This window comes from Paenibacillus sp. V4I7, assembly GCF_030817275.1.
Classification (GTDB): Bacteria; Bacillota; Bacilli; order Paenibacillales; family NBRC-103111; genus Paenibacillus_E.
Map to the genome: position 1 here is coordinate 6945804 of NZ_JAUSZD010000002.1, position 14663 is coordinate 6960466.

Consider the following 14663-nt stretch of genomic DNA (forward strand, 5'->3'; position numbering starts at 1 on the left):
CCACTTTGGTGGTGCTCTTCTAGTCGCGGTAGGATGGTGTTGGTGATTGTTGACCCCAACTTTTAGCGCGTTTTTTTCGCCCCAGAAAAGCTTGCACGGCCTGTTTAGCACACCACAAAGCAAAAAGCGTAAATAGGACGGCCCACACCATAGCCGGAATGCCGGTATGCTGCGCCAAATTGGAGGCATCACCCGCTTGCCGTGCATTCCCCCATGCATAGATGATCAAAGAGAAGGGGCCAAATACAGACTCTTCTAAGCATAAGAAAGCAAGCAGTAAGTAGTAGAAATCACGCAACCACTTTGGCGTAAGCGCCATAACAATGATCGTCAGCGCAATGAAACCGACTAAGAACATAATCCCGAATCCGTTACGGACAAACAATACCAACGAGAGAGCAGAAAGCGCGATCATCACCTGTAGACCTAAACGCTGCTTGCCTTTCGAATAAGCCGAGAACAGGAACCAAGCAAAGAGAGACGCCGTCACATAACCTGCTAAGGCCACTGGAATGATCGCCCACGGTTTCGATATGGCTGAGTACGTCACACCACTATGATTGGCATAGAGCTCGATGTACATCACTTTCCCCGATAGCGCCAAGGTCACCACAGCATGCCCAAATTCATGAACCATCGTGTCTATGTTGCGAAAAAAAGAAGAAGGGATCCAGTGCGTGAGCACCGCGGAACCTATCAGAAATAAAATAGTTTTCACCCAGTTGCTCATACAGCAGACCCCTTCGGTATTTAATTAATTAATCATATCTGAGAGACTTTGAACTAGTTCAAAGATCCCTATATAAAATTTGAGCTCCGCCCAAACATCCCTATATTATGGCTGAAATTATTTGAAGTTTCTCAAGTTGTAGAATGCTTTTTTACCAGCGTATTGAGCTACAGTGAATAACTCGTCTTCGATACGAAGAAGTTGGTTGTATTTCGCTACACGGTCCGTACGGGACGGAGCACCTGTTTTGATTTGACCAGCGTTGGTAGCAACAGCGATGTCAGCGATTGTGCTGTCTTCGCTCTCACCGGACCGGTGGGAGATTACTGCTGTGTAACCAGCGCGTTTTGCCATTTCGATTGCATCAAAAGTCTCAGTAAGCGTACCGATTTGGTTAACTTTAACCAAGATGGAGTTACCGATGTTTTCTTCGATCCCTCTGGAAAGACGCTCAGTGTTCGTAACGAATAGATCGTCACCAACGAGTTGAACTTTGTTACCCAATTTCTCAGTAAGCAATTTCCAACCTTCCCAATCGTCTTCGGAACAACCGTCTTCAACCGTGATAATTGGGTATTTATCAACCCATGCAGCAAGGAAGTCAACCCACTCAGCGGATGTGAAGGATTTGCCTTCGCCTTCAAGGTGGTATTTACCATCTTTGAAGAATTCTGTGGAAGCAACGTCCATACCCAAGAATACGTCAACACCTGGTTTGTAACCAGCGTTTTCGATTGCTGTAAGGATCGTCGTGATTGCTTCTTCGTTGGATGTGAAGTTAGGAGCGAATCCGCCTTCGTCGCCAACTGCAGTGTTAAGGCCTTTTTCTTTCAATACGGATTTCAAGCTATGGAAAATCTCAGCGCCAATGCGAAGAGCTTCTTTGAAAGTAGGCGCGCCTACCGGCAGAACCATGAACTCTTGAACGTCAACGTTGTTATCGGCATGTGCCCCACCGTTGATGATGTTCATCATAGGAACTGGAAGCGTCTTAGCGTTGAATCCGCCAAGGTATACGTAAAGTGGAACATCCAAAGCATCTGCTGCTGCGCGAGCTACTGCCATGGAAACAGCTAGGATTGCGTTAGCGCCTAATTTTGCTTTGTTAGGAGTACCGTCAAGCTCGATCATTTTGTGGTCGATGCCAACTTGATCAAGCGCGTCAAGACCGATGATTTCTGGAGCGATGATTTCGTTCACGTTCTCAACGGCTTTCAGAACGCCTTTACCAAGGTAACGACCTTTGTCACCATCACGAAGCTCAACAGCCTCGTATGCGCCTGTGGAAGCGCCTGAAGGAACGATAGCGCGGCCGAAAGCGCCGGACTCTAGATATACTTCTACCTCAACTGTTGGGTTACCGCGGGAATCCAATACTTCGCGTGCATAAACATCAGAAATAATCGTCATTGTTAGAAAACACTCCTTTAATAGTATGTTTTAATTAGCGCTTTATGATGGTTGTCCCGGTCATCTGTTCCGGTTGTGTAACCTCTAAGAAGTCTAGCATCGTTGGGGCAATATCTGCCAAAATTCCGCCGTCTCTTAGTGTAACAGATTTGTCCGTAACAATAAAAGGCACAGGATTCGTTGTATGTGCTGTGTTGCGTGATCCATCTGCATTCGTAACAAGATCTGCATTCCCGTGATCTGCTGTAATACACACCACGCCGCCTTTGGCGAGGATCGCTTCTACAACTTGACCTAGACAATCATCTGTTGCTTCGATTGCTTTCACCGTAGGCTCCAACAAACCTGAGTGACCTACCATGTCAGGGTTAGCGAAGTTGAGGACGATTACGTCATTACGATCTGCTTCGACTTCCTTAACTACAGCAGCTGCCAACTCATATGCACTCATTTCTGGTTGCAAATCGTAAGTAGCTACTTTCGGCGAAGGAATGAGAAGACGCGTTTCCCCTGGCAGTTCAGCATCCCGACCACCACTGAAGAAGAACGTCACGTGTGGATATTTCTCTGTTTCCGCTGCGCGAAGCTGCTTCAGACCGTTCTGAGCCAGCACCTCGCCAAGGGTATTGTCGAGATCCTTAGGCTTGTAGGCAACGAAGCCGTCTACGGATTCACTGAACAGTGTCAGACATACGTAGTACAGGTTCTTAGCTACTTTAGGACCACGGTCAAAACCGCGGAAATCTTCATTCGTGAAGACTTGCGAAAGCTGAATCGCACGGTCAGGGCGGAAGTTGAAGAAGATAACCGCATCCCCTGATTCTACAAGACCTACCGGCTTGCCATCATCGGAGACGATAACCGTTGGCATAACGAACTCGTCGAAGATCGATTTCTCATAGGATTCAACAATAGCTTTCATTGGATCTGTGTAAGCAGGCCCCTCGCCATAAACCATGGCACGGTAGGATTTCTCCGTCCGCTCCCAACGTTTATCGCGATCCATCGCATAATAGCGGCCTTGAACGGTTGCGATATGCCCTACGCCGACTTCCATGATTTTGTGCTGCAGGCTGGCCATATAACTCTTTGCGGAATCTGGAGCCACGTCGCGGCCATCTAGGAAAGCATGGATGTACACATCATCAAATTGTTCTTTCTTAGCCAAGTCCAGCAAAGCGAACAAATGCTGAATGTGACTATGTACGCCGCCATCGGAGAGCAGCCCGTAGAGGTGCAGCTTCTTTCCGTTTGCTTTTGCATGTCGAAAAGCGCCTAGAATCGTTTCATTATCGTAAAATTCACCATCACGAATCGATTTGGAAATCCGCGTCAGATCCTGATAAACGATACGGCCTGCGCCAATGTTCAGGTGTCCTACTTCAGAATTCCCCATCTGGCCTTCTGGCAAACCTACGGCCTCACCGCAAGCGGTAAGGGTTGTATGTGGATAACTCGACCAGTAACGGTCGTAGTTAGGCTTTTTGGCATGAGCAACCGCATTCCCCTGCTCTTCCGAGCGGAGTCCGAAGCCATCGAGAATGATGAGTGCTACCGGTTTCGGTCTCGACATGTTACTTCGCCCCCTGGACAAGCTGGATGTAGGAAGCTGGCTCTAAGCTCGCTCCGCCTACAAGTGCTCCATCAATGTCAGGCTGTGCCATGTACTCAGCAATGTTGTTCGGCTTCACGCTGCCGCCATATTGAATGCGAACTGCATCTGCTACGGACGCGCCGTATAGACCGCTCACAAGTTGACGGATGTAGCCGATGACGTCTTGTGCATCTTCAGCAGTGGAAGATTTACCTGTACCAATAGCCCAGATTGGCTCATAAGCGATAACAACTTGTGCTGCTTGTTCTGCACTAAGGCCAGCAAAAGCTGCTTCTGTTTGCACTTTACAAACATCTTTCGTTTGACCCGCTTCGCGCTCTTCCAACTTTTCACCTACGCAAAGGATCGGAGTTAGGCCGTGTTTGAAAGCTGCAACGACTTTCTTATTCACGATTTCATCTGTCTCAGCGAAGTAAGCTCTACGCTCGGAGTGACCGATAATAACATACTCCACACCAAGATCCTTCAGCATAACGCCGCTGATTTCGCCTGTGTATGCGCCATTGTCTTCGAAATGCAAGTTTTGCGCACCTACGTGAACGTCAGTACCTTTCACAGCTTCAACCAAAGTAGGCAGATTCGTGAATGGGGAGCAAATTACGCTCTCAACGCCTTCTACTGTGCTGCCTTTTACTTCATTTACGAAGCTAATTGCTTCGGAAACAGTTTTGAACATTTTCCAGTTACCCGCGATAATCGGTTTTCTACTCATTGGATAGGCTCCTTAAAGTTATTCGTCAGAATAACTGACGGCGTAAGCATAAGCTTTTTCGTGAAAATCATTATTTATCGTTCAAGGCTACTACGCCTGGCAATGCTTTGCCTTCCATGAATTCCAAGGAAGCTCCGCCGCCTGTGGACATATGGTTCATTTGGTCAGCCAAGTGGAATTTCTCTGTTGCTGCAGCGGAATCGCCACCACCGATAACGGTATAACCCTCAGTAGTTGCACAAGCTTGTGCTACTTCACGTGTACCGTGGGAGAAAGGCTCGATTTCGAATACGCCCATCGGTCCGTTCCAAACAACCAGCTTGGATTTCGCGATAACGTCTGCGTAAAGCTCACGCGTTTTCGGTCCGATGTCAATGCCTTCCCAATCCGCAGGAATGCCGTCAACGTCAACGATTTGTGTGTTCGCATCTGCGCTGAATTTATCAGCGACAACGATATCAACTGGAATTAAGAAGTTAACGCCTTTTTCTTTGGCTTTCTCAATGAAGCTAAGCGCTAGGTCTAGTTTCTCGTTATCCACGAGGGATTTACCGATTTCGTGACCTTGTGCTTTCAGGAATGTATAGGACAGACCACCGCCAATAAGGACGTTATCTGCAATGTTCAGGAGGTTCTCAATGACAGCGATCTTGTCTTTCACTTTGGATCCGCCAACGATGGCTGTGAAAGGACGCTCTGGGTTGTTCAATGCTTTACCTAGAACATCAAGCTCTTTCTCCATCAATAAGCCGGAAACTGCTGGAATGAAGTGTGCGATTCCTTCCGTCGAAGCATGCGCACGGTGAGCAGCACCGAATGCATCATTAACGAACAGGTCTGCAAGCTCAGCAAAAGCTTTTGCGAGTTCTGGATCATTTTTCTCTTCACCTTCATTGAAACGAACGTTTTCAAGCAAGAGAACGTCACCATTTTCAAGAGCATCCACTTGCGCCTTCACGATTTCGCCAATCGATACATCCGCTTTAATCACGGATTGACCAAGTAATTCAGCCAACTTTGCGGCTACAGGCGTCAAACGCAATTCTTCCACGACTTGACCTTTCGGACGTCCGAAATGACTCGCAAGGATGACTTTCGCGCCTTTTTCTACTAAGAATTTAATCGTAGGCAGTGATTCTCTAATTCGTGTTTCGTCGGTGATTTGACCATTCTCTACAGGTACGTTGAAATCAACGCGAACAAATACTCTTTTACCAGCTACTTCAACATCGCGAACACTTTTCTTACTCATAGGTCAAAGCCTCCTGAACGTGTAGGGTATACTTGCGGCCAAGCTTTTATATGGGTAAATCGCACATAAAGAGGAGAATCTCTTCTCCCCTTCATGTGGTTTTTCATGTGATGTCTATGAAATTACAGACCTTTTTTAGCGATGAAAGCTACCAAGTCAACAACACGGTTGGAGTAGCCCCACTCGTTATCGTACCAGGAAACCACTTTCAGCATGTTGTCGCCAACTACCATTGTGGAAAGAGCATCGATTGTGGAGGAAGCTGGGTCACCATTGAAGTCGCTGGATACTAGCGCATCTTCTGTGTAGTTCAGAATGCCTTTAAGCGGGCCTTCGGAAGCTTGTTTCAGAGCTGCGTTTACTTCGTCAACTGTTACGTTAACTTTCAATTCAACTACCAAATCAGTAACGGATACGTTAGGTGTAGGAACACGCATAGCCATACCGTTCAATTTGCCTTTAAGTTCAGGAAGAACAAGACCGATTGCTTTTGCTGCACCAGTGCTGGAAGGAATGATGTTCTCAGCTGCTGCGCGAGCACGACGAAGATCTTTATGAGGAACGTCAAGCACGGATTGGTCATTTGTGTAAGAGTGAACAGTTGTCATCATACCTTTTACGATACCGAAGCTATCGTTGATAACTTTCGCGAAAGGAGCCAGACAGTTTGTCGTACAAGAAGCGTTGGAGATAATTGTGTGAGCTGCTGGATCGTATTTATCTTCGTTAACACCAAGTACGATTGTGATATCTTCGTCGGAAGCTGGAGCGGAAATGATAACTTTCTTAGCTCCGCCTTTCAAGTGAAGGGATGCTTTTTCTTTAGCTGTGAAAATACCAGTAGATTCGATAACGATTTCTGCGCCTACAGATGCCCAAGGCAAGTTCCCAGGGTCACGCTCAGCAAAAACTTTGATGGAACGACCGTTAACGATCAATTCGCCTTCACCAGCTTCAACTGTAGCGTCTAGTTTACCGTGAGTTGTGTCATATTTGAGCAAATGAGCCAATGTTTTAACGTCAGTCAAATCGTTTACTGCAACGATCTGTACTTCTGAGTTGTTCAAAGCTGCGCGAAATACGTTACGACCAATACGTCCGAAACCGTTAATACCTACTTTTGTTGTCATAGCCAATTCCTCCTAAGATTAAATAAATAATTATATTTCAAAACGCAGCTGATGAAGGCATACGTTATGATGTCTTTCGTCTTCATTAAACATGCTTCATAATTTCCAAAGCTGCTGCCTCATCGGTCACAAGAACATCTTCCTGTCCATGACGAAGCACGGAAGCTATTGCTTCCCCTTTACTCTTCCCGCCGGCTACACCAATGACGACTTCAATACGCTGAAGATCCTCCAGACGAAGTCCTACGGTTGGCATCTTGTGAACCACATTGCCTTGGCGGTCAAAATAGTACCCTAACGCCTCTGCGAGAGCACCTTCGGCTTCCAGACTGCGTGTCGTCTCCGCGTCGACCTTACGTCTGCGTGCCATGACCATAGCATCCCCGATACCGTGTACAACGATGCGACAACTGCGAACTGCGTCAACAACTTCTTGAATTTGCGGATCTTGGATAAGCGATTGGTACGCTTCCTCCCCGAGATGATCCGGTACATGCAGCAATCGGTATTTACCGCCTGTTTTCTTGGCCATAATAGAAGCAATGGTATTCGCCTGCATATCCACACTCTCACCAAGTCCACCGCGAGCAGGTACGAACCAGCTGCCTTTCATGGAAGAGGATATCGCCAGGTTATTGGCAATCTGCGCCATCGTAGATCCGCCGGTTACAGCGATGATGTCATCTTTGGACACATACTTGCGGAGTGCTGCTGCACCTGCACGTCCTAGCTCCTTCTTCGTAAATACCGAAGTGTCGGAGTCTCCCGGAACAACAATCACTTGCGAGATGCTGTACGACTTAGCAATGCTTTCCTCCAAGTCCGTCAATCCAAAAGCCATCTTAATGATGGGCTGCATGTCTTCAAGCAATTGACGGCCGGACTCTGTAATCTTCATCCCTGTGGCATCCGATTCGAGAAGTCCAAGCTCCTTAAGGAAATCAACTTCCCCGCGCAGCACGCGTTCAGTCATATCGAGTGAAGAAGCTAACGTTCTACGTCCGACAACACCTGAGACTAAGATATGATGTAGGATCGAGTACCGCTTCTTCATGATGTCCATGAGATCCGGCAAGAGCTGTTTCTGAATGTCAAGTATTTCTCTCATATGACGACTTATAACGCTCCTGATCCGTCGATGGACGTTTTATGTCCCGGGTATACATTTTGCGTCCCACCCGGGCGAAAAAAAAGTTCCTTGCACAATTCACACATCAGAAAGTTGAATTCACTGAAGATTGTTAAGCGTGAATGTTTTCTGATAACTTACTTTTTCATTATAACCAATAATCTTTCCAGATTCAACATTTGTTCAAACATTTTTCACTAATCTGGGCTGAAAGGGCTTACTGTCTTGCTTTTTCTGGGCGTCTGACATATAATAACCCTTGCTTCACTTTTTAACTTTTTATGCGCCCGTGGTCCAATGGATATGACGTAGGCCTCCGAAGCCTGAGATAAAGGTTCGATTCCTTTCGGGCGCGTTCATAAGAATTTCAGCAGAATCAGCATCAGAATGGCCAAAATCAGCATTGTTGCTGATTTTTTTTGTTGTTAGTTTGACCTTTCTTGACCTTCAGAGGTTTTTTCGTTATCATACTTGTAGATACTGTAAACAGTATGTACAAAGGAGATCAATTTCATAATTCAATGATGACATTGACTCCAAGCATCAATCTTTTAAACCATGTACCCACCCCAAGGAGGTCATTCTCATGAGTTTTATTCCTATGGTCGTCGAACAGGACGCGCGCGGTGAAAGAGGGTATGACATCTACTCTCGCTTGCTGAAGGACCGCATTATTTTCTTAGGCACGGGTGTCAACGATGTTGTGGCGAATTCCATCATTGCTCAGCTACTTTTCTTGGCCGCACAAGATCCTGATAAAGATATCTCGCTTTACATCAACAGCCCTGGCGGTTCCATTACAGCCGGTATGGCCATCTTTGACACGATGCAGTTCATTAAGCCAGACGTATCCACGATCTGCGTTGGTATGGCGGCTTCCATGGGGGCATTCCTCCTCACAGCAGGTGCCAAAGGCAAACGTTATGCTTTGCCAAACAGTGAAGTCATGATTCACCAACCACTAGGTGGTGCTGAAGGTCAAGCCTCAGACATCGAAATCCGCGCTAAGCGTATTTTGAAAATGAGAGACAACCTGAACAAAATCCTAGCAGAGCGCACGGGTCAAACTTTCGAGCGCATTGAAAAGGATACAGACCGGGACAATTTCATGAGTGCTGCGGAAGCGGCCGAATACGGACTCATCGATAAAGTCATCGAGCGCGTCTAATTTGTAGAATAAAAACCAGCCTGCATGATTGCTCAAACGAGCGGCCGTGCGGCTGGTTTTTTTACGCCTCGTATGGAACCCTATTCGTCACTTTCCACTCCTCACAGCTGCCGTAAACTCATAAACATAAAAATAAAAGCCCCCGAAGTACTAGTGTTATTAACTAGTCTCCGAAGGCTCCTATCTTTTCAAACTTTTTTTTATTTTTTATCTTCCATCGGATAGAAAATCAGGTCAATCGGGAAAGCCGAGCCTGCCGGAGGCGTGAACTCGATGTCCAGCGCATCTTCCGTACCCGTTGTACGAGCGAGCACTTGCATTCCGTCAAATGCTGTGATGACACCGGAATATGGTACCGGAATGATCTCACCGTTTATTTTGAACGGTCCTTTGAACACGCCGCCTTTGGCCATAATCATTACAGCCATTTTGCGCGGCTTATCCGCATGGATTTTATAGACTACGCCATAATTACCGCCGTTCTCGACATTCTGCTTCCGCATCACGTCATACCCTTTAACGAACGGATCTGTCTTGTTATCCCCGATCGTTAGTACCGACGTTTTTGTGAAGCTTGTGGCGTCTATATCCCATTTAATCTCCGATATCGGGAACGTCCCTCGTACATGGCCTGTGAAGCCCAATAACGGAAGCTCTTGTGCAATCGTTGGCGTCAGCATGCGATCCGTTACACCGAATGAGATTTGCAGCTCACCGTCTGTTTCCACATCGTAAAATAAGTTCACACCCTGCCCCGGATAAAAGTCCGGAAGCTTCGCATACACGTAAGTCTCATGAGGAGGAACCGTCAGTTCGTCCGTGTATACATTGCCTAAAAGGAAGTCAACAGACGCTTCACTACCGATCAAATTCGCATAAACGGAAGGATATACCTCTCCTTTGTTCGTTGTCTTGATTTTAACCGGTTTATCCGAGTTATTCGTTGCAAATATGGCCATGGTCATCTTTTGCTTCGTACCATTGATGTGATCGGCATACAGTCGTGCCTTACCATTGATGTTGTCGCGGTACAAAATACCACTCTCAAAAAACTCTTCCGGACTGTCACTCACTAGAAGCGTACGTCCTGGAACCTCAGTTACTTTCTTAGGCAAAAGAGGCATCTCATTGAAATGAGCCCAAATCGTGCCCCAGTCCGACTTGATGAAACCACCAACCGGCTTCGTATAAATCGGGTATTCCACTTCAGTCAAATAGGGTTCGTTAACTACCGTTACAAAGCTCTTGAACAATTTACTTACATGCCCGTGACGATCTTTAACTGTCAAAGTAACCGGATATTTACCTGGTTTGAAAAAAGCTTCCTGATTGCCTGCCCAATCATAGGACGCAATACCTTCCGCATCGGGATCATAGCTTAGATCAAGATACTTCACAGGCTCTCCAAGACGGTATGTAGGCTTCGCTGTTGTAAACTTGGCTACCGGTCTGGAATTGCTATCCTGGTCAATGTAGATGCCCTCAGGCGACTTAAAGTGTACGATTTCCACTCGACGGAGTTCGTTGTTATATTTATACTTTGCGCCCATATAGTCTGCCAACCAAGTAAGCTTCACCAGAAGCTTCCCATTTACGATCGCAGCAACCGTGTCGAAAGGTGTATCTACCCCATTAGTCGTCACCGTCTTATGATCAACATCGAGAACAATGTCGTAACCCGGAGGAGTCATCTGTATGGTCCGTGAAGCATCATTCCACTCCACCTTGAAACCCATCGTATCCCCAAGAAACTTAGCAGGTACGAATGTACTGCCATTGATAATCGTAGACGGAGACTCCAAATGGATTTGCTCCTCATTCACGAACGCTTCTGACTTATCGATATAAAGTAAAATGAAGGACGAGCTTGTCGATACCGCATGAGCTGCCGGTGCTACGATCGTACTAGCAAGAAACACGATCAACGCAAGCAGGAGGGTAACCTCTTTTTTTAGCGAATTCAATTTCATTCTCTTCTCTGGCTCCTTTAACATTTGAATGCAGCACGGTGGAAATGGCAAATAGCCCTTTCCTTCGTTGACCACGTTCATTAGACGTCGACAAGAGAAAAAGGTTGCTAATTTCCCTAATTGTTAACAAATTTGACACTTATTAAACTTCGCTGTACGGTACGGCCACTTCACTCGCAAAAAAGCCTCCTCGAAAGGAAGCTTTTGAAGGATTATTGGTTTTCCAATTCTTCCTTGCTGACTAATGTGACTAAAGCGTTTACAGCCTGCTCGGCGTCCGAACCTTCTGCACTTATGAAGACTTCGGTCCCTGTACTGATCGCAAGACTCATAATTCCCATGATGCTTTTCGCATTCACTTTCTTTTCATCTTTCTCAACAAAGATCTCAGATGAAAATTTATTCGCCTCTTGAACAAACAATGCCGCAGGTCTGGCATGAAGTCCTGTTCTCAACTTCACAACGACTGGACGTCTGGACATGGAACTAATTCCCCCTAATATGGAGCTTATATGAATTACTATTGATAACAGTGCTTTACCTATGTTTTAACATTATAGCATTTTTCCCTGAAGTACACTAGAAAAAATGAGAAAAACTTATAGATGCACTGTACAGGGCCTTCTTATCTACGAATTCCGCTGTTTTTCAGCCAATTCATCGATTTTTCGTAGACGATGATTGACGCCAGATTTGCTTACACTGCCCTTAAGCATGTCGCCAACCTCCTTGAGATTCAGATCGGGATGCTGAAGTCTAATCTCGGCAACCTCTCTTAGCTTCTCAGGCAAACTATCCAGTCCGACCTCCCTTTGCAGGAGACGGATATTTTCGATCTGTCTAACAGCTGCACCAATCGTCTTGTTGAGGTTCGCTGTTTCACAATTGACAATACGATTTACCGAGTTACGCATATCCTTCATAATTCGGACATCTTCAAAGCGCAGAAGCGCTTGATGTGCGCCAATGATACTTAGAAATTCGATAATCTTCTCGCCTTCCTTGATATACAAGACGAACCCTTTTTTGCGTTCGATGCAGCGGGCATTCAAGTCGAATTTGTTCGCAAGCTGCGATAACGCCTTGCAATGCTCCTCGTAAATCGAGGCAATCTCGAGATGGTAAGAAGAACCCTCGGGGTTATTTACCGAGCCTCCAGCCATGAATGCCCCACGAAGATAGGCCCGTTTGCAGCAGTTGCCTCGAATGATCTCTTTGTTAATTCCCGTGGTGAAGATGAAGCCTTCGGAAACAATTTTCAGATCACTGAGCAGTTCCTGGACCTGACCAGGAACTCTAACAATGTACACGTTATTCTTCTTCAAACGCATTTTTTTACGCACGAGCAGCTCGGTGTGCAATTTGTACGTCTTTTTGATGAGCGTGTATATCCGTCTAGCAATAGCTGCATTTTCTGTTGAAATATCAAGTACGACGCGTTGGCTGGTTAACTGCACAGATCCATTCATTCGAATCAATGCCGACAGCTCCGCTTTTTCACAACATGCTTCCTGCATCTGTAATTAGCGTCAATTCTTTTTTGGTTGTTGCCGCAAAGGACAAGGGACTCACTTCTTCCTTAACATCCAGCTTTCGACGAGCTGATAAATATGGTCACTCAATTTCTCTGCATCATGACGAAGGTAGGTACGAAATAGCACGAGTCGATCAGCGATAATCCGATACCCTCTCTTCGTGACTTCTTCTAGGTCCAAATGAACCGCTTTCGAACCCTTTTCCGCATATCTCGCCTGGACTTGCGGAGGGATTTCCCCATTATTCACAATCACATAGTCAAACAAATGTTGGCCCAAGTGATCATAAATGGCATCCAGATGATCGCTGACTGAGTAGTCGTCGGTTTCGCCTGGCTGTGTCATCACATTGCAGATGAACAACTTTACAGCATTCGATTTCACAATCTCTTCCGCGATCCCAGGGACAAGTAGATTCGGCAGCAAGCTGGTATATAAACTGCCGGGGCCGCATAATATAGCATCCGCTTCGCGTATAGCTTGAACGGCTTCAGCTAGCGGTGTCACGTTGGCCGGCTCGATGAATACACGCTTGATGCGTCCATCCGCTTTTGGAATCTTGGACTCGCCTACGACTAAGGTACCATCTTCCATGATCGCTTTCAACACGATAGCTTGATTCGATGCGGGAAGCACCCGGCCTCTGACAGCAAATACCCGATTCATCTCCTGAACCGCAGTGACAAAGTCACCTGTAATATCCGTAAGAGCTGCTAGTATTAGATTTCCCAGACTGTGTCCAGCTAAACCTGTACCCACCTGAAATCTATATTGCAAAATAAGCGACAACAAGGGCTCGACATCAGCAAGGGCCGTTAGCACGCTGCGAATGTCACCTGGAGGCGGCATCTGCAATTCATTCCGGAGAATACCAGAGCTTCCTCCATCATCGGCTACCGTCACAATGGCTGTAATATCAACCGGCTTCTCCTTCAATCCTCTAAGCATAACCGAAAGACCTGTTCCACCGCCAATAACGACTATTCTGGGCTTGCGTTGTAATTCAACATGTTCCATACTTCTTTCACCCTCTTAATCGTAGGACTGCTTATACACGGTCCCGCTCGGCATCTCGATGACTCAGACGCACGGTTTCGGTTTCGCTGTTCCCCATCACCTTACCGAGATATTCAGTGATGGCGACGGATCGATGTTTACCTCCAGTGCAACCTATGCCAACAACAACCTGACTCTTGCCTTCTTTTTTATATTGAGGCATTAAGAAATTTAGCATATCGAGCAGCTTATTCAGGAACTCTTGCGTTTCGCTCCACTTCATCACGTAGTCATACACATCAGGATCTTGACCTGTTTGTGGACGAAGCTGTTCTACATAGTGTGGATTTGGCAAGAAGCGAACATCGAAGATTAAATCAGCATCAATAGGGACACCATACTTAAATCCGAAGGAGATTACATTTATAGATATGCGGTTTGTTTCCAAATTGGTAAACCGGGAAATAATTCTTTCTTTGAGCTGCACCGGCTTAAGCGTGCTTGTGTCAATAACCTGTGTGGCTAGGCCTTTCAGCTCTTCCAGCAGTTTACGCTCAAGACCAATACCTTCAAGCGGCGCTCCATCGGGAGCTAGCGGGTGACGGCGGCGACTTTCCTTATAACGCTGTACTAGCGTCGCATCGGTAGCATCTAGGAATAGAATTTCATAACTAAGCGTGTAATTCTCTTGAATATAACGAAGCGACTCCTGAAGTGCAGTGAAAAATTCACGCCCTCGCAAATCAATCACCAGTGCCACTTTGCCGATTTTCCCCATCGACTGCTCGATCAACTCAGCAAATTTAGGAATCAGCACAGGAGGTAAATTATCGACGCAGAAGAATCCTAGATCCTCTAGACTCTGTACGGCAATCGTCTTACCTGCACCTGACATTCCTGTAATTATGACCAGTTTCGCTAAAGGGTGGTTTTCTTCCATGAATGACACCTTCCTTTGGAGTGCTTCTCGCAGGTCAACTCAGATCCGCTAACCATACGAACAGTACGTTTTACGT

Annotated in this window: 12 protein-coding genes, 1 tRNA gene and 1 pseudogene; 2 read left to right on the forward strand and 12 right to left on the reverse strand. The window is 46.3% G+C overall.

Annotated elements, in window-relative coordinates; translation table 11 throughout:
• Window positions 1-19: 19 nt before the first annotated feature.
• From QFZ80_RS32470 to QFZ80_RS32500, 7 genes are all read right to left on the reverse strand, one after another.
• Window positions 20-730: a M50 family metallopeptidase gene (locus QFZ80_RS32470; RefSeq protein ID WP_307551374.1), complete on the reverse strand. Its 711-nt coding sequence runs from the start codon at window positions 728-730 to the stop codon at window positions 20-22.
• A 117-nt stretch (window positions 731-847) separates the two neighbouring features.
• Window positions 848-2140 carry a phosphopyruvate hydratase gene (eno, locus tag QFZ80_RS32475; protein ID WP_171641369.1) on the reverse strand — a complete coding sequence of 431 codons (1293 nt, stop codon included), beginning with the start codon at window positions 2138-2140 and terminating at the stop codon, window positions 848-850.
• A 34-nt stretch (window positions 2141-2174) separates the two neighbouring features.
• Window positions 2175-3713, reverse strand: coding sequence for a 2,3-bisphosphoglycerate-independent phosphoglycerate mutase (gene gpmI, locus QFZ80_RS32480; RefSeq protein WP_307551372.1), 1539 nt, complete (start codon window positions 3711-3713; stop codon window positions 2175-2177).
• A gap of 1 nt (window position 3714) precedes the next feature.
• Complete coding sequence (gene tpiA / locus QFZ80_RS32485; protein ID WP_307551371.1) at window positions 3715-4467, reverse strand: triose-phosphate isomerase; 753 nt, start codon at window positions 4465-4467, stop codon at window positions 3715-3717.
• Window positions 4468-4537: 70 nt separating this feature from the next.
• On the reverse strand, window positions 4538-5719 hold the full coding sequence (locus tag QFZ80_RS32490; RefSeq protein WP_307551370.1) for a phosphoglycerate kinase: 1182 nt from the start codon (window positions 5717-5719) through the stop codon (window positions 4538-4540).
• A 122-nt stretch (window positions 5720-5841) separates the two neighbouring features.
• Window positions 5842-6849, reverse strand: coding sequence for a type I glyceraldehyde-3-phosphate dehydrogenase (gene gap, locus QFZ80_RS32495; RefSeq protein ID WP_171641362.1), 1008 nt, complete (start codon window positions 6847-6849; stop codon window positions 5842-5844).
• Between the two features lie 85 nt (window positions 6850-6934).
• A complete protein-coding gene (locus QFZ80_RS32500) occupies window positions 6935-7957 on the reverse strand; it encodes a sugar-binding transcriptional regulator (protein WP_307551369.1) in 1023 nt (340 codons plus the stop codon).
• Window positions 7958-8261: 304 nt separating this feature from the next.
• Between QFZ80_RS32500 and QFZ80_RS32505 the strand changes: the two genes are divergently transcribed.
• Window positions 8262-8333 (forward strand) — tRNA-Arg (locus QFZ80_RS32505).
• A 231-nt stretch (window positions 8334-8564) separates the two neighbouring features.
• Window positions 8565-9146 carry an ATP-dependent Clp endopeptidase proteolytic subunit ClpP gene (clpP, locus tag QFZ80_RS32510; protein ID WP_029195996.1) on the forward strand — a complete coding sequence of 194 codons (582 nt, stop codon included), beginning with the start codon at window positions 8565-8567 and terminating at the stop codon, window positions 9144-9146.
• A 200-nt stretch (window positions 9147-9346) separates the two neighbouring features.
• Here the strand turns inward: clpP and QFZ80_RS32515 are convergent, their stop codons facing one another.
• The 5 genes and pseudogenes from QFZ80_RS32515 to rapZ all read right to left on the reverse strand — a co-directional run bounded on the left by QFZ80_RS32515 (window position 9347) and on the right by rapZ (window position 14587).
• On the reverse strand, window positions 9347-11116 hold the full coding sequence (locus QFZ80_RS32515) for a copper amine oxidase N-terminal domain-containing protein (protein ID WP_307562897.1): 1770 nt from the start codon (window positions 11114-11116) through the stop codon (window positions 9347-9349).
• A 212-nt stretch (window positions 11117-11328) separates the two neighbouring features.
• A complete protein-coding gene (locus QFZ80_RS32520; RefSeq protein WP_028555561.1) occupies window positions 11329-11598 on the reverse strand; it encodes an HPr family phosphocarrier protein in 270 nt (89 codons plus the stop codon).
• Window positions 11599-11745: 147 nt separating this feature from the next.
• Window positions 11746-12679, reverse strand: a pseudogene (whiA, locus tag QFZ80_RS32525) (DNA-binding protein WhiA).
• A 5-nt stretch (window positions 12680-12684) separates the two neighbouring features.
• Entirely contained in the window at window positions 12685-13668 is a 984-nt protein-coding gene (locus tag QFZ80_RS32530; protein ID WP_057302620.1) for a gluconeogenesis factor YvcK family protein, read from the reverse strand.
• 31 nt (window positions 13669-13699) lie between these two features.
• A complete protein-coding gene (gene rapZ / locus QFZ80_RS32535; RefSeq protein WP_171641358.1) occupies window positions 13700-14587 on the reverse strand; it encodes an RNase adapter RapZ in 888 nt (295 codons plus the stop codon).
• Window positions 14588-14663 lie beyond the last annotated feature (76 nt).

Bases quoted from the DNA above. Each gene is read 5' to 3' on its own strand.
- QFZ80_RS32470 (WP_307551374.1), bottom strand. From the start codon at position 730: ATGAGCAACTGGGTGAAAACTATTTTATTTCTGATAGGTTCCGCGGTG.
- eno (WP_171641369.1), bottom strand. From the start codon at position 2,140: ATGACGATTATTTCTGATGTTTATGCACGCGAAGTATTGGATTCCCGC.
- gpmI (WP_307551372.1), bottom strand. From the start codon at position 3,713: ATGTCGAGACCGAAACCGGTAGCACTCATCATTCTCGATGGCTTCGGA.
- tpiA (WP_307551371.1), bottom strand. From the start codon at position 4,467: ATGAGTAGAAAACCGATTATCGCGGGTAACTGGAAAATGTTCAAAACT.
- QFZ80_RS32490 (WP_307551370.1), bottom strand. From the start codon at position 5,719: ATGAGTAAGAAAAGTGTTCGCGATGTTGAAGTAGCTGGTAAAAGAGTA.
- gap (WP_171641362.1), bottom strand. From the start codon at position 6,849: ATGACAACAAAAGTAGGTATTAACGGTTTCGGACGTATTGGTCGTAAC.
- QFZ80_RS32500 (WP_307551369.1), bottom strand. From the start codon at position 7,957: ATGAGAGAAATACTTGACATTCAGAAACAGCTCTTGCCGGATCTCATG.
- clpP (WP_029195996.1), top strand. From the start codon at position 8,565: ATGAGTTTTATTCCTATGGTCGTCGAACAGGACGCGCGCGGTGAAAGA.
- QFZ80_RS32515 (WP_307562897.1), bottom strand. From the start codon at position 11,116: ATGAAATTGAATTCGCTAAAAAAAGAGGTTACCCTCCTGCTTGCGTTG.
- QFZ80_RS32520 (WP_028555561.1), bottom strand. From the start codon at position 11,598: ATGTCCAGACGTCCAGTCGTTGTGAAGTTGAGAACAGGACTTCATGCC.
- QFZ80_RS32530 (WP_057302620.1), bottom strand. From the start codon at position 13,668: ATGGAACATGTTGAATTACAACGCAAGCCCAGAATAGTCGTTATTGGC.
- rapZ (WP_171641358.1), bottom strand. From the start codon at position 14,587: ATGGAAGAAAACCACCCTTTAGCGAAACTGGTCATAATTACAGGAATG.